This window comes from Haloechinothrix salitolerans, from assembly GCF_042662605.1.
In the GTDB taxonomy this organism is placed as follows: Bacteria; Actinomycetota; Actinomycetes; order Mycobacteriales; family Pseudonocardiaceae; genus Haloechinothrix_A; species Haloechinothrix_A salitolerans.
On sequence record NZ_JBHSXX010000001.1, the window covers coordinates 750,765 to 773,057 of the forward strand.

The following is a 22,293-nucleotide window of genomic DNA, read 5'->3' on the forward strand; positions in this document are numbered from 1 at the left end:
CGGCGGTGCGCGCAGGAAGGAGGACCATGAAGGTTCACGTCGACTACAACAAGTGCACCGGCCTTGGCATCTGCGAGTCGCTCGCGCCGGACGTGTTCGAGGTCAACGACGATGGTGAGCTCGAACTGAAGACGGACACCGTCCCCGACGGGCAACTCAGCGACGTCGAAGCGGCCGTCGACGGTTGCCCCACCGAAGCCCTCAGTATCGAGTACGACGAGTGAGCGGTGTGAGGAAACGGACGGATGAGCACTGCGCTGGTGGAGCGAGGGATACCGGATGAGACGACGGCGCACGACGGTGACTCGGCGCGCATCTGGTCGCTTGTCGACAGGGCGGCCGCAGGCGATAGGCGCGCGTTCGCGACGCTGTACGAGATCCACGTCAGCGACGTCTTCCGATACGTGCTGGCACGCACCGGCAATCACCATCGGGCCGAGGACATCACGAGCGAGACCTTCGTGCGAGCGCTCAGCAAGATGACGTCACTCACCCACCGGAGGTCGAGCTTCCGCGCATGGCTGATCACCATCGCTCGCAACATCGTCTTCGACGAGTCCCGTTGTGCTCGTAACCGGCTCGAAGCCGAATTCCCAGAAGGATACGAGGTGGTCGCCGCCGACGCCGATCCGGCGTCGGCGGCCTACCGGTCGATCGTCGCGGGAGAGCTGCGGCGGAATCTGCTCCACCTGTCCGCCGATCAGCGGACGTGTCTCGAACTTCGGTTCTTCCACGGTCTCTCGCTCACCGACGTGGCAAGGCGCATGAAACGGAGACCCAACGCCGTGTCGGCCATTCAGGTGCGGGCTTTGCGCACGCTCCGGTGGCGCACGTCAGCGCACTGGCCGCCGCCGGCCAGTTAGACCGCGTTCGTACCGTCGCCGTGGCGCCAAGCAATGGCGACCACACCGAGAGGACGATGCTCATGCACCAGGGGATCCGCGCCGCCCCGGACCCTGTCAAGCCCGCCGTGATCGCCGCCGAATCCGCCGTGAGTCTGAGCTACGGCGAGTTGACCGAGAACTCGGCGCGGCTCGCAGGGGCTCTACACGCTCGTGGCTTGGAAAGAGGTGACGTCGTCGCGATTCTCGCCGACCTGTCGCCATGTGGTTTCGAGACCTACTGGGCCGCGCTGAGTTCTGGTCTCACCTTTACACCGATCGACTGCTCGCTGTCGCTCGAGGAGACCGCGTATGTCATCAACGACAGCGGCGCGCGCGCACTCGTGGTGTCGGCTGAACTCGACGACCTCGCGACGGAGCTACGGCCACTGACACCAGGCGTCGATGTGCGCCTCGCCTTTGGTGGCGTCGTCGACGAGCACGAGACCTACGAATCGGTGGTGTTGGGTTCGCACACCGCCACGGTCGGCGAGTCCCGGGGACGCGAGATGTTCTACACGGCGGGCGTGACGGGTCGACCGCGAGCGACGAGAGTCGTCGCGGCCGACGGCGAGCCTGACGAGCACACTCGCTGCCTCAGGACGCTGCTGACGCGGTCGTGCGCGGTCGATCGTGACACGGTGCTCCTCTCCGCTCTGCCGTTCTCCGATGCCCTCGGCAGCCAGGTCGCCGTGAGTGTGCACGATGCCGGCGGCACCGTTGTGACGGCGGCACGACACTCTCCTGAAGCGCTGCTCGCCGCGATCGAGCATTACCGGGTCTCGGTGCTGCACGTTGCCCCCGCGATGCTGGTGCGGCTGGTCAAGCTGCCGCAGCGGGTTCGTGACGGCTACGACCTCGCCAGTGTGCGGGCGGTGATTCACTCGGGTGCGCCGTGCCCGGCCGAGGCCAAGCAACGGGCGATCGACTGGCTTGGGCCGATCGTTCACGAGTTCTACAGCGGAGCCGAACGCAACGTCATGAGCTTCATCGATGCCACTGAGTGGCGGGCGAGACGCGGTTCGGTCGGAAGGAGCGTTCTCGGCTCGGTACACGTGTGTGATCAAAACGGTGACGAGGTGCCGCGCCGTGAGGTGGGCACGGTGTACGTCGAACGGCGAGCGCCCGCGTTCTGGTACCACAACGCTCCGGACGTGACGATGGCGGCGCAGCATCCCGTCCGTCCGAACTGGACGACCGTGGGGGACCTCGGTTACGTCGACGACGACGGGTTTCTCTATCTGGCCGACCGTGAGTCGTTCGTCATCACCGTGGATGGCGGCGCGGTGTATCCACGGGAGGTGGAGGACCTGCTCGTGATGCATCCCCGCGTGGCCGACGCCGCCGTCATCGGAATTCCTGACGAGCGTGACGGACAGCAGGTCAAAGCGGTGGTTCAGCCGGAACGCGATGCCGAGCCGGGGCCAGAGCTGGCCAGGGAGTTGATCGAGCTGGCGCGTGCGCACGGCGGGCGGCACACCGTGCCACGCAGCGTGGACTTCATCGACACGGTTCCGCGCACGGCGGGTGGGAAGCTCACCAAGCGTTCGCTGATGCGCAAGTACGCGCTCGTCGACAGCGTCGCTCCCTGACCGGCCCCGCTCAGCCGGACTCGGTATCGGCGGATTCCGGGCGGTCGGACATCCACCGGACGATCTCGATACGCGACGTGAAACCCAGTTTGGTGAGGATGTGCTCGACGTGCGTCTCGGCGGTGCGCTTGGAGATCACGAGTGTGCTCGCGATGTCCTTGTTGGTGAGGCCCTTCGCCACCAGTTCGGCGATTTGCGTTTCTCGTCTTGTGAGGTTGTCACCTGTTGCGGACTCGGTCTTGCGGCCGATGTCGCGGCGCCGCGATGGCGGTCGTTCGTCGAGGGCGTAGTCGATCGCGGCGGCCTGGTCGAGTGCGGCACCCTCCCGCCACAGCTCGTCGAAGCGTGCCGCGTCCAGGTCGGCGCGAAGCACATCAATGCAGCGCTGGTGATAGGAGAACAGGCCGGGGAGCGCCGCCGTCGACGTTTCGATCGCCTCCCACTGGTTCTGTGCCGCGCCGAGCAGAATAGTGGCGCGCCGCGGATCGTGCGGTGCGGCGATCCATGCCAGGGTTTCGAGGCCGAGACCGATGCCGAGTTTCTCCGCCATCGCACGCTTCAACCGAAGGCTCTCCCGCGCCAGTTCGATCGCGCTGGTTTCGTCTCCCGCCGCCCACGTGGCGAGCCCCGCGATCCACAGCGAGTACGAGCGGTACCACGACTCGCCCGCGGGCTCGCTGATGCCGAGACACTCCTTGTGGCACGCGAGCGCGCGGTCGAGGTCACCGGTGAAGGTGTGAACGAGCGCGAGCAGAACGAGCGTGTGCGTCGTCTGGGAGATGTCCCCGGACGACCGGAAGCCGGTGAGTGCCGATTCGAACAGTTCGACAGCACGTGCGGGGTCGTCAGAGAACATGGCGACGAAACCGGCGGTCTGCTCGAACAACGTCGTGACCGGTTCCCCGAGCTCGGTCGCGAGTGCGGTGCCTTCGGCGAGCAACTCGCGGGCCGGCTCCATGTCACCCTGCATCGTCGCCCACCAGCAGGCTGTTCGCAGCGCCAGCGCCCTGGTCGCTGTCGGTTCCGGCGCTTGGGCGAGCAGCCTGCCGAACCACACTCTGCCGGGGCGGAACAAACCTTCCGCGAGTCCGAACTCGAGCAGGTTCGCTCCCATCCGAAGTCCTGGCTCGGCTTCGCCTGGCTCCTGATGGCAGAACTCGAGTGCGGTACGCATGTTGCCCTGTTCGCGCCGCAGTCGAACGATCAGGTCGATCTGCCGCGGGCTCACCCACTCGCGCTGTGTTCGGCGCGAGAGCTCGACGTAAAAGTCGCGGTGACGACGCCGGAGCTGGGTGAGCATCCCGCGTTCGCGCAGTCGGCTGATGCCGCGTTGCCTGATCGCGGGGAGCATGTGGAACCGGGTCCGGCCGCCCTGGACCTCCGCGGCGAGGATCGACTTGTCCACTAGCGCGAGCAGCACGTCGGGAAGCTGTGCGCACGCGTCGTCGTCGCCGCTGTCGTCGCCGCTCGGACAGACACCCTGCGCCGCGTCGAGCTCGAAATCGCCGGTGAACACCGAGACGTAGGCCCACACGTCACGCTCGGCCTCGGAACAGAGCTCGAAGCTCCACTCGATGCACGCGGCCATGGTGCGTTGCCGGTCGGGGGCGTCCCTGCTGCCCCGCGTCAGCAGTTCCCACCGGTCGGTGAGGTGTTCGGCGAGCTCGTGCGGTGACATCGCGCGTAACCGCACCGCGGCGAGTTCGAGCGCGAGCGGAATGCCCTCGAGCTTGCGGCAGATGGCGGCGACCGCGGCGCGGTTGTCCTCGGTGAGGGTGAAGTCGGGGACCACCGCCGCGGCGCGGTCGACGAACAGCGAGATCGCTTCGTACTGGCGCAGCGGCGTGGTGCGTTCCTCACCGTGTGACGGGACGGTGAGCGGGGCGACGGTGTGCACGGATTCGCCCCTGAGACGCAGCGGCTCCCTGCTTGTGGTCAGCACCCGAAGGCCAGGACAGGTGCGCAACAGGGTGTCGACGAGCACGGCGACCGCCTCGACGAGGTGCTCGGAATTGTCGAGCACGAGTAACAGCTCTCGTCGCCTGAGGTACTCGACTAGTGAGGCTGGCGCGGTCCGGGTCGAGCGGCCCTGCATACCGAGCGCGGTCGCGATGGTGTCAGGGAGCCACGCGGGATCATTGAGCTCACCAAGTGAGACGAACCGGACACCGTCCGTGAAGGCCCGGCGCAGTTCGGCGGCCACCCGGAGCGCGAGGCGGGTCTTACCCACCCCGCCGAAGCCTGTCAGTGTCACCAGGCGCGACTCAGACAGGCTGCGTTTGACGTCATTGCGCTCGGCCCGCCTGCCCACGAAGTTGGTCAGTTCCGCGGGCAAGTTGGTGGCGGCGTCCCGCATCGACGCAGGTTCGACCATGCTCCTGCCTTGATCGTCAAGGGTTTCGATGGGTCACCAGGATACGCCGTGTGGGTGTACTTAGGCCTCGGGTGACCGGTTTGATCGCCTCCGGGCGCTTCTGGCCTTCGTTCCTGGGCCATCAGTCGCCGGTGCCGGGCTGGCGGCGAGACCGTGGCGTACCAGCGATTGGGCTGTACGGATCACCGAGTCCAGCGAGTCGCGGCGCGGGTTCCACCATTCGGCCGCCCAGCTCAACGCGCCCATCACCAGCATCCTGGCCGACGTCGGGTCGAGGTCGCTGCGCAACTCGCCCGCCGAGCCAGCGTCCGAGAAGAGCTTGCGCCACAGGTCGCCGTACAGCTTCGACTCGTTGTCGTATCGGATCCGGAGCTCATCTGGAATCTGGCCCGCGTTGCGGATGGCGGCCGTGGTGTAGTCGGATATTTCGAGTTCGTACCGTAGATGGGCCTCGACCGCTGCTTCGATGCGCGCGAGCGGGGGCAAATCCGACGGTAGCTGGTCGAGCACGCCCTGTAGGTGCTCTCGCATGTGGGCGATACCGGTCCACATCACCTCCTCGATGAGGTCCTCCCGCGAAGGAAAGTAGTAGTAGATCGCGGGGGCCTGGATCTCCGCCTGTTGGGCGACGTCGGTCAAGCGCGTTCCGGCGTAGCCGCGCCGGCTCAGTACGTTTGCCGCGGCGTCGAGGATCCGTGCGCGAGTCTTCGCGGACTTGGGCTCGCCCTTGGGGCTCGCCGCGTCGCCTGCTTTGGCCTTGGCGGTGGCCTTCGACCGCGCGTCCTTGCTGCTGCTTCGCGACTTCCGTGCTGGCGTCACCGCCGTTGTCGCTGCGGATTTTTTGCTCACGAATAGATTCTAAGACGTCCGACGGTGTGTTCGCCCACGCTACTTCTGCTTGATCGCGCTGTAGGCGTTCTTGATGCGGTCAACGATGTCCGGTTGCCAGGTCACCTCGCGGTAGGCGAGGGTTTCGTAGGTGAGCGCGCTCGCGGGGTCAAGGGCAGGCGACGTTCGCGCGATCTCCTTGTTGTTCACCGCGGACTTCACCGTGGTCTCGGCGATGGAGCCAGCGAGTGCGGTTGCCGTGCTGATCACCTCGTTCGTGGGTACCAGCCGGTCGATGAGTCCGATCCGCTGAGCTTCCTCGGCGTCGATCCGCTCGCCGGTGAACGTCAGCAGCTTCGCCTGGCTCAGGCCGACGATGCGCCACAGCGGGGAAAAGTAAGGGGTGAGCCCGAACTTGATCTGGGGATAGCCGAAGAGGGCGTTCGCGCTACCGATCCGGATGTCGGCGAACACCGCGATGTCGCATCCGCCGCCCAGCGCGGGGCCGCCGACAGCGGCGATGGTGGGTTTCCGGTAGTCGAGCAGTGTCCCGTAGGCACGTTCGCACGCGGCTGCGTACACGGCGCGGGTTCGCTCGGTGAACGTCGACTGGACATCCAGGTCCAAACCGGCGCAGAAGATGTCCTCGCCGCCGGTCAGCACGACCGCGGCGACGTCGTCGTCGTTCGCCCAGGAGTCGAGCTGGTCGCTCATCTCCGTCATCAGCTCCACGCTGAGTGCGTTGCGGCGGTCGGGCCGGTCGAAGGTGATCGTGCCGACGCCGTCGCTGACGACGGACGTGATGTTCTCGAAGCCGGGCATGATGTGGTTTCCTCTCTGCTGCGGTGGCGTTACCCGCTGGGTTGGGACCGTGCTGGCGCGGTGCGGTGGCGACTCAGTCGGTCGCGAGGCGTTCTGTCGCTTTGCTCTGTCCCGATCGGAGCGCGCTCAGCCCCTCGGTGAGGCGTCGGGTGAACAGGCCGCGCTGGACGAGATCGGCGGTCACCCTCAGCTCGTAGGCAGTGGCGCCGACGTGGTCCATGTTGCTCGCCCGCAAGGCGACCTGCTTGAGAACGGTCGTCAGTTCGGCACCGGACTCGGCGATGTGCCTCGCGAGCCGAAGGCCGCTCTCTCGCACGGTGCCGACCGGGACCACCTCGTCGACGAGGCCGACCCGATGGGCTTCTTTCGCGTCGATCGGGTCGCCGGTGAACAGCATCCGTCGCGCTCGCTGGGACCCCGCTTTGCGCAGCATCCCGTGGTAGAAGCCGTTCATCGCGTACTTGACCTGCGTTGAGCCGAACGCGGCGTTCTCCGAGGCGACCGTGATATCGCACATGTTGGCGAGATCCATGCCGTAACCAGGCGCAACGCCCGCGACGGCGGCGACCGTCGGCTTGCGGTAGTCGTAAACGGTCGTCATGAGCTTCAGGGCAAGGTCGACGAAGCGGGAGAGGTCATCGCCCGTGACCTCTTCGAGGATGTCGAGTGACCACCCCGCGCAGAAGTACTCCTCGTTGCCGACAAGCAGGACGGCGGCGACCCGGTCGTCCTCCTCCCACTCCGCCAGCGCGGCGATGATCTCGCGATGCAGCTCCCAGCCGAGGGCATTGCGCTTCTCTGGATGGTTGAGCTGGATCACGCCCACGCCGTCCGTAATGGACGTGAGCAGATAGTGATAACTCGTCACGGTTCTGATCCTTTCCACCCGAGGGGGCGCTCCCGGGTCCGTGCGTCCGTCGGCCGGTGAGCCACCGCGACAGCGGATCTCCGGCACGATCGGGATCAATTCATGGTTGTTCTGGGAGATTCACGTCGAGAACGGCGTGTACGAGGATGTCGAGCTCGGTCTCGATCTGCGGCCGCGTGTGCAGCCTGCCCAGCCGGACGATGTCGTTCACGATGCCTCGCGCCGCGTACACGAGTGCCAGTCGTGTGTTCGCAGGCACGTTCGGCCGCCTGACCCGCAGCGCCGCGGACCATTCCTCGACGTTCGCGGTCAGTTCTGCGATGACCGCGCGACGGCACTCGACCGGCAGGTTGATGGCCTCGGTTACGTAGACACCGAACAGATGACGCTGCCCGACGCCCACCTGAATGTAACGACGTACCAGTTCGTCGAGGGCCTGCTGGTCACCGGCAGCCCCCTGGGTCGCGAGGCTGCGCGCCGCGCGCGTAAAGGCAGCCACGAGAAGGTCGGATTTCGTCGCGAAGTGGTGGTAGATGCTCGGCCCGGCCATTCCCACTGCGTCACCGATGTCATCCAGGCTGACCCCGGCGTAGCCGTGCTCATGAAACAGCGCGATCGCGCTTTCCAGTAACTGCTCGCGGCGGGAGGGTGGATCGGCTTGATCAGGTAGCCGCCGTACGGGCTCGTCATCACTGGGTGGGGGCAGTTCCGCTCGGGCGGCCGCTGCGGCGGCCGCCGCGAGGACGTACTGGTACTCCTCGCGGGGCAGGGGCGACCGGCTGAGCGAGGCGCTGGACATGATCGCCAGCACCGCGGTGGCGAGAACGCTCAGCTGCCCTCGGTCGCAGTCGGGCCGGGCGTGCCGGATCCGGGTGATGAACTTGGCGACGAACTCGTCGAAACGGCCCTGGACGGCCGCGCGCCGCTCGGCGTCGAGATGCCGCGCCTCTCGCTGCAGCAACACCCACACGTCCCGCCGGTCGATGGCGGCACCGGCCAGGCTGAACAGCGTGTCGTCCAGCGGCTCGTCCGGCGTGGCGTTGAACGCGGCTTCCGCGACGTCGAGACCGCTCTCGATGGCGCCCGCGAGCAGCCCGGTCTTGTTGTGGAAGTGACGGTAGACGGCGGGTGCGGTGACACCCACGTCGTTGGCGACGTCGGCGAGCGCGACGCCGTGGAATCCGTGCCGGTAGAACCACTGCGCCGCCGTCGCCGCGAGCTGCTGCTTGCGCTCCGCGGCGGTGAGACGAGGTGAACGCCGATCACGTTGCTGCGCCCTCGTCTTTGCCATATCGCGATCCCTTCGTATGACCGGTGTCGCGTGCTCCGACGTCGGCCGATGCCGACGATACCGCGAGTGTCCGTCTTGCATAGTGAATATTAACTAGGCTAGCGTATCGCCCACAAGCGCGGCTGTGTAGTCAATCTTCTTGGGAAGTCACCGATGACGAATCAGGTTCACCTGACGTTCCTGGCGGGGAGTGGGCATGTTTGACGCCACTCGCACGCTGTACGACGAGGACCACGAGTTGTTTCGGCACACCGTGCGGTCCTTCATCAAGACCGAGGTCGCTCCCCACGACGAGGAGTGGGAGCAGCGCGGTCGGGTCGATCGGTCGTTGTACCGCGCGGCAGGGGACGCCGGGTTGCTGTTCTTCGCCACACCGGAGGCTTACGGCGGCGCGGGAATCGACGACTGGCGGTTCAGCGCGATCGTCAACGAGGAGTTCGCCCGGGCAGGCTATGCGTCGGCGGGTTTGGGAATCGGCCTGCAGAACGACGTGGTCTCCTCCTATCTGCTCGACATGACCGATGACGACCAGAAGGCTCGCTGGCTGCCTGGCGTGACGTCGGGCGAGTTGATCGGCGCGATCGCCATGACGGAGCCGGACGCGGGCAGCGACCTCTCCGGCATCAGGACCCGCGCGGTTCGTGACGGTGACGACTACGTCCTCAGCGGGTCGAAGACGTTCATCTCGAATGGTCAGAACGCCGATCTTGTCGTGCTGGCCGCCCGCACGTCCGATGACAGGCATCGAGGCCTGACGTTGTTCGTCGTAGAGCGGGGTATGGCCGGCTTCGAACGAGGGCGGAACCTAGCGAAGCTGGGTCTGCACGGCCAGGACACCAGCGAGCTGCACCTGACCGACGTGCGCGTGCCGGTGGCGAACCGGCTCGGCGAGGAGGGTCAGGGTTTCTTCCAGCTGATGCGCAACTTGCCGCAGGAACGGCTCTCGCTGGCCGTCACCGCGGTCGCCGCGGCGGAGGGCGTGCTCGGTCGCACGATGGACTACGTGATCGAGCGCCGTGCCTTCGGGCGGCCGATCGGGTCGTTTCAGCACAACCGGTTCCTGCTTGCCGAGCTGCACACCGAGCTCGAGATCGCCAGGGTGTTCATCGATCACTGCGTATCGCGCCACGTGGCAGGGGAGCTGACTGCCGCTCAGGCGGCGAAGGCCAAATGGTGGTGCACCGAGCTGCAGGTCCGCATCGCCGATCGGTGCCTGCAACTGCACGGCGGGTACGGCTACATGCGGGAGTACGCGGTCAGTCGCGCGTTCATCGACGCTCGAATCCAGACGATCTATGGCGGCAGCACCGAGATCATGAAAGAGATCATCGGCCGTGATCTCGGGCTGTGAAACGGCAATCGAGGAGATGAGGAACAGTGAAGCCCAGCGACCCAACGGACGGTGACTTCCTGCGCCGGTTCGCCACCGAGTGGCTCGCCGCATGGAACTCGCACGACACCGAGCAGGTTCTTGCCCTGCTGCATCCGGACATCGTCTGGGAGGACACCGTCTTCTGGACCGATGTCATCCACGGCCGAGAGTCGGTCAGAAACTACGTCGAGCGCATCTGGAAAGCGATGCCCGACGTCGGCTTCGATGAGGTGCAGCTGTTCACCGCGCCGGAGGACGGCCGGGCGGTCGTGCTGTTCCGGCAGCAGGGAAGCGGGCCGCCGCAGCTTGATCCGGCACGCCGGTTCGACACCTACGGATGCGACATCTTTCTCGAGTTCACCGACGGACTGTTGTCTCGCTACCTCGCGCAGTACGAGATCAACGAGATGATGCGTCAGCTCGGCGCATTGCCGCCGCGTAACGGGAAGATCGGCGGGGCCTACCTGCTCTCCCTGCTCGGCGGGAAACCGTCGGCGGCCGCCCCCGCGCACTCGGCGAGCCAGCGTCAGCCAGAAGCATGACCGGACAAATTTAACTTGAAATCAAATTAAAAACCGCCTATGGTAAGCCACCTCGCGATGCCGCGGCATGGCGGCATCCGCTGTTCCAGCGGGCATCGCGGCCAAGGAACAGGAGCATCGATGACATCGACGACGTCCCAGCGGCAGTATGACCCCGTGTCGGTGTCGCCGCTGTCGTTCTGGGCAGGCACGGCGGAGGAACGCGAGAAGACCTTCAAGACGCTCCGTGACGAGCGGCCGATCAGCTGGCATCCGCCCATCGAAGGGGGCCTGATGCCACCGGAGAAGGACGGGTTCTGGGCGGTGGTCCGGCACGAGGACATCGTCCGCGTGAGCAAGGACTGGCAGACGTTCTCGTCGGCGTCCGGCGTTCTGATGGAGGAGATGCCGCCGGAGATCCTCGAAGCGGGGCAGTCCTTCCTTGGCATGGATCCGCCCCGGCACACCCGGCTGCGCAGGCTGATCAGCGCCGCATTCACACCGAAGCGAGTCGCCAAGATCGAGCATCAGATCCGCCAGCAGGCCAAGCACATCGTCGACGATCTGATTGACACGGGCGATTGCGACTTCGTCCAACAGGTTTCGAAGCGCCTTCCGATGTGGACGATCTTCGAGATGATGGGCCTGCCTGACGAGCATCGCGAGGAAGCCGCGCACGGCGCGGACGGCATGGTGTCCTGGGCCGACGAGGAAGTCGCGGCAGGCAGGGAACCAGGCCAGGTGGTCGCCGATGCGATGATGACGCTGCTCTCGCTCGGGCTGGATCTTGCCGCGCAGCGCCGTGCCAGTCCGGCTGATGACTTGATGACCAACCTGGTGCGGGCGGAGGTCGACGGACAGCGACTCACCGATGAGGAGATCGGGGCGTTCTTCGTGCTGCTGTCCGTCGCGGGCAACGACACCACCCGCAACACCATCAGCCTGACGATGAAGGCGTTGTGCGACTTTCCCGACCAGCGGCAGCTCCTCCGGTCGGATTTCAACGGCCGGATCGCGACGGCGGTCGAGGAGTTCGTGCGCTGGGTGACGCCGGTGATGACCTTCCGCCGGACCGCGGCGAGGGACGTCGAGCTCGGCGGCAGGCAGATCCATGAAGGTGACTGGGTGGTGACGTTCTTCTCGTCGGGCAACCGCGATGAGCGGGTCTTCGAGGATCCGAACGTTTTCGACATCACCCGTGACCCCAACCCGCACGTCGCCTTCGGTGGCGGAGGGCCCCACTTCTGCCTGGGAAACCAGCTGGCGAAGACCCAGCTACGGGCGATCTTCAACCAGCTGACGCATCGCGTTCCCAACCTCGAGGTCGGTGAGCCGACGTACTTGGTAGGCAACTTCGTGCGTGCGGTGAAGAGCATGCCCTGCACAATTGGAGCTCACCAATGACACAAGGTGCCGCGTACGCGGGTGTCAGTTCGAGGGCGGTGGGGTACGCCCCGAAGTTCGCCCGCACCTTCGTCGCCGAGGCGGGCGGCATGGCCAAGTTGCTGGCCACCATCACATGGAGTGCCCTCAGGCGTCCCACCGGTTACTGGGGACGGGTGCTAGAGGACATGCACGAGGTCATCAAGACATCGTGGCTCGCCATCGCCCTCGCGGTCTTCGGCTTCCAGGCCGCCGTGTCGATGATGGCGGTCCAAATTGTCGACATGGTAGGCGCGGGCGCCTTGTTCGGTCCGTATTTGTTCGCGTTCAGTACGACGACGTTTACGATCTGGGTCAACTCCATGGTTGTCGCGGGTGTCGTCGGCACGGCACTCACCGCGGAGGTCGGTGCCAGGAAGGTACGCGAGGAACTCGACGCCATGGAGGTCATGGGCATTGACCCGATACGGGAACTCGCCGTGCCGCGAGTCGTATCGATCACCCTCACGACCGTTCTTCTGTCGATTCCGGCGCTGGCCGCGACCGCGGTAGGGATGCAGGTCGCCGCCGACTATGTCGTGCACATGCCCGCACCCGACTTCTATCAGACGTTGTTCGCGGGAACGTTGCCGATGAACATCGTTAGCTTTCTGCTCAACAGCGCGCTGGTTGGCCTGCTGATCGGCACCGTGTGCTGTTACAAGGGATTCGTTGCCGCGGGCGGTGCCATTGGACTCGGGAAAGCCGTGAACCACGCCGTTGTCATCTGCTTTTTGGGCGTGTTCGTCTTGCAGCTCGCATACCAGGCGATCGTTCTCGGCATCTTTCCGGACGCGATGGGAACATTGCGATGACGAGAACAGGAACACCGATCGCCACCTCCGCGACGGTAAACCAAGCCGGACCCGATACCCGCGCGACGTCGTTCGCTCCGGGTGCCCGTCGCGGAGTCGACGGTGCCGGACGCATCGTCGCGTTCTCCTTCGGCGTTCTCCGCGAACTGCCAATTGCCTTGCGGCTGTATCCCTCCGAGGTATTCAGGCACGCTGGTTTGCTGATAGTCCAGAACGCGGCCGTCGTCCTGTCCATGGTGTTCATGTACGGCGCGTTGCTGAGCATCGCCCTGCACTCCATCATGACGAACGTCGGGATCGGATCGTTCGTCGCATCCCCACATACGATCGGTGATTTGCGCGGTGTTCTCGCGGCGGTCTTCGGCTGGATCTTCGCTGCCAAGGTGGGTTGCGGGATTGTCGCCGAAGTGGGTGCCATGCGGATCAGCGACGAGATTGACGCCATGGAAGTGATGGGCATCCGCAGCGTCCCCTACCTCGCCGGTACGCGCGTCTTGGCGGTGCTGTTCGTGTTGCCGTTCCTGTGGTCGGTGGCACTGGCGGTCGAGTTCGCCGCCGGATACCTGTTCAACGTCGTGCTGCTGCGCTCGGTGTCCGCCGGTGGCTATTTTGACGTCCTGTTTCTGTTGCAGAACATGACGGATTTTGTGTACTCGGTGAGTTGGGCGACGTTGTTCGCGCTCATCATCACGCTTGTTTCCTGCTATTACGGCTATTACGTGCGCGGCGGTCCGGTGAACGTGGGACGGAACACCGCGAAAGCAATGCTGGTCAATCTCGTGATGATCAGCTTGACGATGATGGTGCTGATCCAGCTGCTGTACGGGAACAACCCGAATACGCCGATCGGAAATTGACCACGGTCCTTATCGCTACGGAGTTTCGATGTCTAGAACGGTTTCGGCTGATTCTCCCGACGGTCGGGTGTCGGGTAGCTTCGCGCCGCCTGTGTACGGGAACGACAACGGGCACACCATCGAATTGCTCGATGTGCACAAGAGCTTCGGTGGCGGCGCGCCGGTTCTCAACGGCGTGACAGCGGGCTTCACGGACAATGCCATCACCACGGTGCTCGGACCGTCCGGGACCGGCAAGAGCGTGCTGCTGAAACACATCGTCGGCCTGCTGGAACCCGACGCGGGGCAGGTGCGGGTGTTCGGGCAGGACATCTGGCAGGTGAGCAAGGAAGAGCGTTACGACCTTCGGAAGCGGTTCGGCGTGCTGTTCCAGGACGGTGCGTTGTTCGGATCGATGAACCTGTACGACAACGTGGCGTTTCCGCTACGGAAACATACCAGGAAGTCGGAGTCCGAGATCCGCGAGATCGTGATGGCCCACTTGAAAGAGGTGGGGTTGGAGCAGGCGACAGACAAGGCGCCGAGCGAAATCTCCGGAGGGATGCGTAAGCGTGCGGGATTCGCTCGCGCGCTGGTGATGCGACCGGACGTGGTGCTGTTCGACGAGCCGGATTCGGGTCTGGACCCGGTCAGAACGAAGTTGCTGTGTCAGTTGATCGCCGAGGTCCACCGTGAGCACGGCGGAACCTACATCGTCATCACGCATGACATCGCCAGCGCTCACACGTTGAGCGACTACATCGGACTGCTCTGGCAGGGAAAGCTGGTCCACTACGGCGCGGCCGAAGGGGCGTTCGCATCCGATGACCCGTTCGTGCGGCAGTTCCTTTCCGGCGACGCCGCCGGGCCGTTGGGGATGGATTGATATGGCTCGATTGCGCTGGGCCAGCGTGGCGGTCGTGATGGTCCTCGTCGCCGCGGGCGGCGTTGTGGCGTTCGGCGGCCAGAGCTACCAACTGAACGTGTTGATGCCGACGGCGGACGGCGCGTACGCGGGCGGCCAGGTGCTGGTGCATGGCCAGCAGGCCGGCCGGATCACCGAGGTCGGTATCCAAGACGACAAGGCACTGGTCACGGTGGACATCGACGAGGAGTACGCGCCCCTGCACGCGGGAACGTCGGCTCGCATCAGCTGGGAGTCCCTGCTCGGACACCGGGTGCTCGAGCTGCTGCCCGGTCCTGGTGAGAATCCCGCGTTGCCATCGGGGAAGATGATCGAGTCCACACAGGAGAGAGTCGAGCTCGACGACGTCCTCACCATGCTCGACGGCCCAACCCGGAAACGGGCGCAGGCTCTTGTCAAACAGCTCAACCTGACGTTGCGGGATAGCGAGAAGGATGTCCGCGCGACCGTGAAGAGCGCGGGTCCCGCGGTCCGGGCGCTCGGTGAGGTGATGCGCGCGGTCGGTGAGGACGGTCCGGCGATCCGCGGGCTGATGAAGCGCCTCTCGGCCATGGTGGGCGAGCTGGCCAAGCACGACACCGCGGTCGCGGACACCGTTCGCGACCTCGGGCAGCTGACGTCGACCACCGCCGCCAAGCAGGAGCGGCTGAAAGCCGCCTTGAGCGAGCTACCTGGCACGGTCCGGGAGGTCACCGAGACCCTCAACCAGGTTCCCGGTGCGGTTGATGCCACGATTCCGTTGCTGCGCGACCTGCGGCCCGCCACCGAACAGCTGCCCAGAGTGGCCAGCGACCTCAGGCCGGTGCTCGCTGAGCTGCGGCCGACCCTTGCCGACCTCGGCCCGACACTCGGCTCGGCGCGTTCGCTGTTGCGGCAAACACCCGAGCTCTTGGATGCCACGCACGCGACGCTGCCCGGTGTTGACAAGGCGGTGACCACCCTGCAGCCAGCGGTGGCGTTCCTGCGGCCGTACACCCCGGAGTTCACCGGGTGGCTGACCAACTGGACGTCGGTGTTCGGAAGTCAGAACAGCAGCGGAAACATCGCTCGCATCCTGATCACGGGCGCCGGGACGAGCCTGAACAAAGGCGTGCTGCCGCCAGGGATGACGCAGGACCCAGAGCCCGCGCCGGGATCGATCGCGGGGCAACCGTGGGCCGATGCGAACGGGGACGGAATCCGATGAAGAAAACGCTGATGCTGCGCGCTGGCGCCGCGTTCGCCGCGGTGCTTGTCCTCGCGGGGGCCGGGTTCACCGTGACGGCGTCGCGACCGCCTACCGAGTCCACCGTCGTCGGTTACTTCGCCGACGCGAGCCCGCTCAACCGAGGGTCGATGGTGCGGGCGGCCGGAGTCAGGGTCGGTACCGTGCGCGACATCTCCCTCGAGCGCGACAAGGCGCGGGTCACGATGAACGTGAATCCGGCCGTGCTCCCGCTGCACCGTGACGCGAAGCTGACGATCCGGCCCGTCAACCTGCTCGGTGAGCGCTACGTCGAGATCGACACCGGTTCACCGTCCGAACCGTATGCGCGCGAGGCCGTCGTGCCGGTCGAGCACACCGACTCGTCGGTGGACCTGCAGGACGTGCTGAACACGTTCGACAATCCGACGTCGACTGCGCTCGCCGCGATGGTCACCTCGCTGGGTCAGGGAATGAAGGACTCCGGGGCGGAGACCGCCGCCGCGATCAAGGCGCTCGCCCCGGCGATGCGTCGGAGCGCCGAGCTGGGAAGGATGCTGCGGAAGCACAACACGATCCTCAGCCAGATAATCGACCGGACGCAGCCGGTCGCGCGCGCACTCGAAACCAATGACGGCAAGACCCTGGACCAGCTGGTCGCGAGCACCGAGCGCACCCTGTCCACGCTGGCGGCCAACCAGCATGCGCTCGACGCGGCGCTGGCCGAACTGCCCGCGACGGTGACTGAGGCGAGGCGCACCCTGCGTGAGCTGGCCCAATTGTCCGAGGCTGCCACGCCGACGCTGAAGTCGATCCGGCCCGTCACTGACGACCTGGCCGGCATCACCACTGACCTGCGGCGGTTCGCCGACACCGCGGAGCCGGCGCTGGCATCGCTGCCGCCGGTGCTCGAGCGGGCGGACGAGTTGTTGAAACAAGCCGCCCCCGCGGTCGCGCGGCTCCGCAAGGCAGGGCCTGACCTGCGCGCGACCGCGAAGAACCTGCGTCCGCTCGGTGACGAGCTACTCAATGACAATCTCGGCGACCTGATGGCGTTCGTGAAGAAATGGGCGCTGTCGACCAACAGTCGCGACGCCCTCGGCCACTACTTCCGCGCCGTGGCGTGGGTGACTCCGGAGACGCTACAGAACCTCGCGGCGGCGTTCCTGCCCGCGCAGGGCACATCGCAGGGAGCAACGTCTGCCAAGCCCGCGCCTGACCCGGCGGAGGTGCTCACCGAGATCGTCCCGGATGCCTTGCGCAAGGCCGACCCCGGCAACGCAACCGGCCTGAACCGGAAACAGGAGCGGTCGCTCCTCGATCAGCTCTTGGGAGGCGCCTGATGCCGCAGCCGGTACATCGCGACCATGCGCGCAAGTTCCTGATCGGTGTCGTCACGCTCGCCGTGATCGGAGTCGTCGGTTACGTCGGCGCCACCGTTCAAGGCGGTGGTGAGGTGCCGCTCAAGCCCTACACCTACGCCAAGGCCGCCTTCAACAACGTGGGAATGCTCAAACCCCGCCAGAACGTACTGCAGAACGGTGTCCGCATCGGACAGATATCAGGCATCACGTACCAGGACGGACGGGCGGTCGTGACGATGCGGCTGAACGGGAAGCGACAGCTCTACCGCGACGCGCACGCACACATCGGCTACCAGTCGGTGCTCGGACGCAAGCAGTTGGAGCTCGATCCTGGCACCCGCTCGGCGGGTGCGTTGGGCGATCGCACCATCCCGGTGTCGCAGACCAGTGTCGCGACCGAGCTCGACCAGGCGCTGTCGGCATTCGACAAGCGGACACGGGACGCGCTGGGCGCCAGCCTCGTGGAGCTGGGTGGCGGCCTTGCCGGACACGGTGACGATCTGCGGGACGCATTGCGCGCGGGGGAGGACATCCTCACCGACGTCGGTGCGATCAGCGCGACGTTGGCCAGTGAGCAGGCCGATCTGCCGTCGGTGTTGCTTGCGGCGAACCGGCTGGCTGGTCGGTTCGCGGGGCGCCAAGAAGAACTGAGCAGCCTTCTCGAGCAGATGAACGCGACGTTCCGCGCGGTCAACGTCGACGGTGCGCGGCCGCTCAACGACACGGTCCGAGCACTGCCTGCCACCTTGCGGCAGAGCCGCCAGGGTCTGCGGTCGGTGAACGCGCCACTGTCCGATCTGGCATCGGCGATGACCACGATCGCCCCGGGCGGGCGAGAACTCGGAGCGGCGAGCGACGACCTGCGCGGCGTGCTGCGCGAGGGCGTTGCTCCGCTCGCCAAGCTCCCCGGCGTGAGCGGGCAGGCCAAGCCCGCGGTGGATGAGCTGACGCACACGGTCGTCGACGCGAGGCCGCTGGTTCCTCGCGTGTCGCGCACCGTTGCGCATGGCCGCGTCCTGCTACACGGGCTCGCACCGTATGCGACCGATATCGGTCGATTCTTCAGCGAACACGACCTACTCAGCGGCCGGATCGCGCCCGGCAAGCACTACTTCAGCTTCATGCTCGCGGCACCCGGAATTTACAGCGCGAGCGGGCCGGATCCGATGGCCGACCCCGTGCCCTACCCAGCGCCAGGCGGTGGCGCATGGCGGGACCATCAGTCCGCGGGAGGTGGCCGGTGAATCCGATCAAGGCCTTGTCGACGAGGAAACCGCGCAAGCTCGGCTGGCGGCCACGAACGCCGTTCGGCATTGGCGTGCTCTTTCTCGCGGTCGCCATGGCTGTGGTGCTTGTCGCCGCGTTCAAGGCTCCGATAACGGCATTCCTGCGATCAGGCGAGACGCTCAGCGCGGAGTTCGAGCGGAACTATCAGCTGCACGCGGCGGAGACGAAGGTGACGATCGCTGGCCTCGAGGTGGGCGTCGTGACCGATGTCGAGACGACCGAGCAGGGTACGGCCATGGTGACGATGAAGGTCGACGAGTCCGCGCTCACCACCCTCGGCCCGAAACCGAGCGCTGTCATCGCGCCGAACACCCTCCTCGGCGGCAAGTACGGAGTCGAGCTGCAGCGAGGTGGCGGAGCGGGCGCGTTCGACGGCGACCTCATCCCACTGGCGCGTACTCGAACCCCGGTGGAACTCGACCGCGTCCTCGAGTCTCTGCCGCGGCCAGCACGGCAGAGCGCGCAGGACGTCACCAAGCAGCTCAACGACGCGCTCGCCAATGGCGGAAGGCAGGCCCTGCGTGACCTTGTCGCCGACGCGCCGGGAACGCTCAAGCCCGCCGGTGCGGTACTCGATGCCGCCCGGGGCACCCGTCCTGGCGTTGACCTGCCGCGAATCGTCTCCAACTTCCATGCCACCGCCGACGTTCTCAGCCGGTACACCGGGCAACTCGGTGACATCGTGACGTCATTGCGCGACACCACGGGCGTGCTGGCAGCGCGCAGCGGGCCACTTGCCGACGGGATCGCGTCGCTGCCCAGCACGCTGCGTGCCACCCGCACCGGGGCGGTCGATCTCCGCGGCAGCTTGACGAAGCTGACCGCGACCGCCGATTCGTTCCGCCCAGCGGCCCGAGAGCTGGATCCGCTACTTCGGCGACTCGACCCGGTGTTGCGCGAGATGCGGCCGCTACTGCGGGATCTGCGGCCTCTGATTCGCGACGCCCGCCCGCTTGTCGAGCAGTTGGTGCCGGTTGCCAAGCGCGGCACGAAGATGCTCAACGACGTGCGCGGACCGGTGCTGCGGCGGGTCAACGGTCCGATCGCGGACACCGTGATGAACACCTGGCACGGCACGGGGCCGTACCGGAACAGCGGGCGGGGGATGCAGGCGGACCACAAGTTCTACGAGGAACTTGGCTACCTGATGGCCAACGCGGACCGGGCGTCCATGGCCCAGGACGTACAAGGGTCGATGGTCAACTTCCAGGCAGGGGCGAACGACCAGTCGCTGCACGGTGTCCCGCTCACGCTGCCGAACCTGATCGAGGAAATTAAGACGTACGCGGGAGGTAGCCGATGAGAAGTCTCCTGCGGACATGGGAGCAGGTCCGCAACGTTCCTGGCCTCGGGCGCTACCTGATCGCGTTCGTCGTGCTTGTCGCGGTTGGCCTCACCGCGACGGGCTACTTCTTCACCAAGTACGGGTGGCATCCGCCGTGGGAGGAGCGCTACCTGGTCGCCGCCGAGTTCGAGAAGGCGCCAGCGGTGCGCCCGGAAAGCCGTCAGGAAGTCCGCATCGCCGGGGTGACGGTCGGCAGGGTCGTGTCCGCCGAGCCGCAGCCGAACGGCAACGCCCGCGTGGTCATGTCGCTCGATCCAGGACACACCATCTACGCCAACGCGCGGGCGGTGCTGCGCTCCAAGTCGCCGGTCAACATCATGTACGTCGCGCTCGACCCAGGCGGACCTCCTGACGAGCCGTTACCTGATGGCGGCACCATCCCGGTGTCGCAGACCGATCGGTTGATCGAGCCCTGGGAGGTGCTCAACAAGCTCGACGAACGAACGCGGAGCGCGCTCACCTCGCTGATCAACCAGGCTGACGCCGCGCTGGTCACAGCACCGCAGCGGCTGCCGGACGGGCTGCGGGCCACCGACGTCACGATGGCCACCTTCCGCCCTGTCGCGAAGCAGTTGCGGGCTCGGCGAGGGAAGATCGCCCAGCTTGTCACCTCGTTGGCGCGCATCTCCACCGCCGTGGGAGAGGACGACCAGCGGCTCGCCCGGTTGACGTCGGCGCTGCAACGGTCGCTTGACGTGCTCGCGAAACGAGACGACGAACTTGGTGCGACGCTGGGGCAGCTGCCCGGCCTGACAACGGATCTCACGCGTGCGATGACAAGCACGAGTGGGCTGAGCACCCAACTCAACCCCACGCTCGACGCGCTCCGTAAGGCCTCGGACGAGCTTCCGCAAGCCTTGTCGCGGCTCACCGACACGGCTGCGGAGGCAGGGAAACTCGTGGCTGCGGCCACCCCGGTCGTGGCCAAGGCGAAGCCGGTCGTCGCCGACCTGCGGCCGCTGGCGGGCGACGTCAACGCCGCGCTGGGCGATCTCTCTCCGGTGACCGGATACCTGCCGTCGGCCACGAAGCGCATCGTGCCGTGGATGAACGACCTGGCAGCGTTCGTCTACCACACGTCATCGGCGGCCAGCCTTGCCGATGTGAACGGCGGGATGATTCGCGAGAACACAGTCTTCGACGTCATCGACCAGGTGGACGCCGCCGTGCCTGGCACCGTGCCTGGCGCTGCCGATGCCGGAGAAAGGACTGGGAACTGATGAGCGCGGTACGCATTTCCCGTCCAGTCGCGCGGCGGCTCATGACGGTGTTCGGCGCGGTCGCCGTATTCGCCGGTGGCTTGCTGTACTTCTGGACGCAGGTGGGCGGACCCGTGCCCGGCGCTGTCGGCGACGACGGCTATCGCGTGTCTTTCACGAGCGCGGACGTCCAGCATCTGAAGGAACGTAGCGATGTGGAGATCGCCGGGGTCGTTGTCGGTCACGTCAGTACGCTGGCGCTCGAGGGCGACCGGACCAGGGTGACGCTGAACCTGTCCCCGGAGGCGGCGCCGTTGCACGAAGGAGCAACGGTTCGCATCGGTCTCAAGTCGATCGTCTCGCAGTCGTATGTCGAGATCGTCGACGGCGACGGTGCGTCCCTGCCGGACGGCGTGACGCTACGGAAGCGGGCAGTGCAGCCGACCGTGGACATCGACCAGCTGATCTCCACCCTCGACGGTGAGACCCGCAAGGCGTTGCGCGGCACCCTGCGCTCACTGGGCACGGCAACCGACGGAACGTCTGACGACGTCGGCAGGTTGCTGGCCGGGCTCGGGATGCTCGGTAGGGAAGGTCACACCGCGCTGGACGCGATCGCGGACCAGACCGAGGACTTGCAGACGCTGACCCGCGATGCGACGCGCCTGCTCAATGCCCTCGACACCGGGCGAGGACAGATCGCCGACGTGGTGCGTGACGCGCGGACGTTGACGGAAGCCACTGCCGGGCAGCGGAAGGCCATCGAAGACACGACGCGGGCGATGCCAGCGTTGCTTCGCTCCGCCAACGCGGGCACCGGCAAGCTCCGCGAGTTGTCCGGGCCGTTGGCTCCCGTCGCCGCGGACCTGAAGGCGGCAGCGCCCGATCTGAACAAGGCGCTGCTGCGACTGCCCGCGGTGACCAGTGAGCTACGCGGCCTGTTGCCCGCACTGAACGGCACGCTGGATACCGCTCCCGCCACGCTGCGACGCGTTCCCACGTTCGGAACCGACGTGCGCGCGCTGATCCCTGACGCTGAGCTGGCGCTGCGAGACATCAACCCGATGCTGTCGTACCTCGAGCCGTACGGCCGGGACCTCGGTGCGATGTTCGCCAACTTCGGCGCGGCGATGGATCTGACACTCCCCAATGGCATACGTCCGGTCCGGCTGGCGGCGATCTTCGACTCGGCGAGCGTCCGAGGTAATCCGCTCTCCATTAAGCAAGACCCATTGAACTGGACGAATCCGTATCCGGCGCCGGGCGAGGCTGGGAACCCGCGTCCGTTCCGCGGTGAGTACCCGAAGGTGGAGCGTGCCCCGAAGTGACGCCTCGATCGCCGTGCTGCGTCAGCGGAGCAGTAGCCGC

20 protein-coding genes are annotated in these 22,293 nt (G+C 66.2%); 15 read left to right on the forward strand and 5 right to left on the reverse strand.

Annotation, left to right across the window (positions count from 1 at the left end; all coding sequences use genetic code 11):
* The first annotated feature begins 26 nt into the window (after window positions 1–26).
* The 3 genes from ACFQGD_RS03605 to ACFQGD_RS03615 all read left to right on the forward strand — a co-directional run bounded on the left by ACFQGD_RS03605 (window position 27) and on the right by ACFQGD_RS03615 (window position 2,473).
* Window positions 27–224 carry a ferredoxin gene (locus ACFQGD_RS03605; protein ID WP_345407400.1) on the forward strand — a complete coding sequence of 66 codons (198 nt, stop codon included), beginning with the start codon at window positions 27–29 and terminating at the stop codon, window positions 222–224.
* A gap of 21 nt (window positions 225–245) precedes the next feature.
* Window positions 246–863, forward strand: a complete 618-nt coding sequence (locus ACFQGD_RS03610; protein WP_345407403.1) for a sigma-70 family RNA polymerase sigma factor — start codon at window positions 246–248, stop codon at window positions 861–863.
* Between the two features lie 62 nt (window positions 864–925).
* A complete protein-coding gene (locus ACFQGD_RS03615) occupies window positions 926–2,473 on the forward strand; it encodes an AMP-binding protein (RefSeq protein ID WP_345407406.1) in 1,548 nt (515 codons plus the stop codon).
* Between the two features lie 10 nt (window positions 2,474–2,483).
* On the opposite strand, the gene ACFQGD_RS03620 is transcribed toward ACFQGD_RS03615, so the two are convergent.
* The 5 genes from ACFQGD_RS03620 to ACFQGD_RS03640 form a co-directional block, all read right to left on the reverse strand.
* Window positions 2,484–4,847, reverse strand: a complete 2,364-nt coding sequence (locus tag ACFQGD_RS03620) for a LuxR C-terminal-related transcriptional regulator (protein WP_345407409.1) — start codon at window positions 4,845–4,847, stop codon at window positions 2,484–2,486.
* Between the two features lie 60 nt (window positions 4,848–4,907).
* A complete protein-coding gene (locus tag ACFQGD_RS03625) occupies window positions 4,908–5,696 on the reverse strand; it encodes a TetR/AcrR family transcriptional regulator (protein ID WP_345407412.1) in 789 nt (262 codons plus the stop codon).
* Between the two features lie 39 nt (window positions 5,697–5,735).
* Window positions 5,736–6,497, reverse strand: a complete 762-nt coding sequence (locus tag ACFQGD_RS03630; RefSeq protein WP_345407415.1) for an enoyl-CoA hydratase/isomerase family protein — start codon at window positions 6,495–6,497, stop codon at window positions 5,736–5,738.
* 73 nt (window positions 6,498–6,570) lie between these two features.
* The gene (locus tag ACFQGD_RS03635) at window positions 6,571–7,365 is read right to left on the reverse strand and encodes an enoyl-CoA hydratase/isomerase family protein (protein ID WP_345407418.1); all 795 of its coding nucleotides are present in this window, start codon (window positions 7,363–7,365) and stop codon (window positions 6,571–6,573) included.
* Window positions 7,366–7,465: 100 nt separating this feature from the next.
* Window positions 7,466–8,656, reverse strand: a complete 1,191-nt coding sequence (locus ACFQGD_RS03640; protein WP_345407421.1) for a TetR/AcrR family transcriptional regulator — start codon at window positions 8,654–8,656, stop codon at window positions 7,466–7,468.
* A 196-nt stretch (window positions 8,657–8,852) separates the two neighbouring features.
* Between ACFQGD_RS03640 and ACFQGD_RS03645 the strand changes: the two genes are divergently transcribed.
* From ACFQGD_RS03645 to ACFQGD_RS03700, 12 genes are all read left to right on the forward strand, one after another.
* Window positions 8,853–10,007 carry an acyl-CoA dehydrogenase family protein gene (locus tag ACFQGD_RS03645; protein ID WP_345407424.1) on the forward strand — a complete coding sequence of 385 codons (1,155 nt, stop codon included), beginning with the start codon at window positions 8,853–8,855 and terminating at the stop codon, window positions 10,005–10,007.
* Window positions 10,008–10,033: 26 nt separating this feature from the next.
* On the forward strand, window positions 10,034–10,570 hold the full coding sequence (locus ACFQGD_RS03650) for a nuclear transport factor 2 family protein (RefSeq protein ID WP_345407427.1): 537 nt from the start codon (window positions 10,034–10,036) through the stop codon (window positions 10,568–10,570).
* Window positions 10,571–10,690: 120 nt separating this feature from the next.
* Window positions 10,691–11,953 carry a cytochrome P450 gene (locus ACFQGD_RS03655; RefSeq protein ID WP_345407430.1) on the forward strand — a complete coding sequence of 421 codons (1,263 nt, stop codon included), beginning with the start codon at window positions 10,691–10,693 and terminating at the stop codon, window positions 11,951–11,953.
* Window positions 11,950–12,786 carry an MlaE family ABC transporter permease gene (locus ACFQGD_RS03660; protein WP_345407433.1) on the forward strand — a complete coding sequence of 279 codons (837 nt, stop codon included), beginning with the start codon at window positions 11,950–11,952 and terminating at the stop codon, window positions 12,784–12,786. The genes ACFQGD_RS03655 and ACFQGD_RS03660 overlap by 4 nt, the downstream gene beginning before the upstream one ends.
* The gene (locus ACFQGD_RS03665) at window positions 12,783–13,643 is read left to right on the forward strand and encodes an MlaE family ABC transporter permease (protein WP_345407436.1); all 861 of its coding nucleotides are present in this window, start codon (window positions 12,783–12,785) and stop codon (window positions 13,641–13,643) included. The genes ACFQGD_RS03660 and ACFQGD_RS03665 overlap by 4 nt, the downstream gene beginning before the upstream one ends.
* Window positions 13,644–13,671: 28 nt before the next feature.
* Window positions 13,672–14,508 carry an ABC transporter ATP-binding protein gene (locus ACFQGD_RS03670; protein WP_345407439.1) on the forward strand — a complete coding sequence of 279 codons (837 nt, stop codon included), beginning with the start codon at window positions 13,672–13,674 and terminating at the stop codon, window positions 14,506–14,508.
* 1 nt (window position 14,509) lies between these two features.
* On the forward strand, window positions 14,510–15,733 hold the full coding sequence (locus ACFQGD_RS03675) for an MlaD family protein (protein ID WP_345407442.1): 1,224 nt from the start codon (window positions 14,510–14,512) through the stop codon (window positions 15,731–15,733).
* Window positions 15,730–17,073, forward strand: coding sequence for an MlaD family protein (locus tag ACFQGD_RS03680; protein ID WP_345407445.1), 1,344 nt, complete (start codon window positions 15,730–15,732; stop codon window positions 17,071–17,073). The genes ACFQGD_RS03675 and ACFQGD_RS03680 overlap by 4 nt, the downstream gene beginning before the upstream one ends.
* On the forward strand, window positions 17,073–18,338 hold the full coding sequence (locus ACFQGD_RS03685) for an MlaD family protein (protein WP_345407448.1): 1,266 nt from the start codon (window positions 17,073–17,075) through the stop codon (window positions 18,336–18,338). The genes ACFQGD_RS03680 and ACFQGD_RS03685 overlap by 1 nt, the downstream gene beginning before the upstream one ends.
* On the forward strand, window positions 18,335–19,684 hold the full coding sequence (locus ACFQGD_RS03690) for an MlaD family protein (RefSeq protein ID WP_345407451.1): 1,350 nt from the start codon (window positions 18,335–18,337) through the stop codon (window positions 19,682–19,684). The genes ACFQGD_RS03685 and ACFQGD_RS03690 overlap by 4 nt, the downstream gene beginning before the upstream one ends.
* Window positions 19,681–20,946 carry an MlaD family protein gene (locus tag ACFQGD_RS03695; protein ID WP_345407454.1) on the forward strand — a complete coding sequence of 422 codons (1,266 nt, stop codon included), beginning with the start codon at window positions 19,681–19,683 and terminating at the stop codon, window positions 20,944–20,946. Before ACFQGD_RS03690 ends, ACFQGD_RS03695 begins: the two co-directional genes overlap by 4 nt.
* A complete protein-coding gene (locus tag ACFQGD_RS03700) occupies window positions 20,946–22,253 on the forward strand; it encodes an MlaD family protein (protein ID WP_345407457.1) in 1,308 nt (435 codons plus the stop codon). Before ACFQGD_RS03695 ends, ACFQGD_RS03700 begins: the two co-directional genes overlap by 1 nt.
* Window positions 22,254–22,293 lie beyond the last annotated feature (40 nt).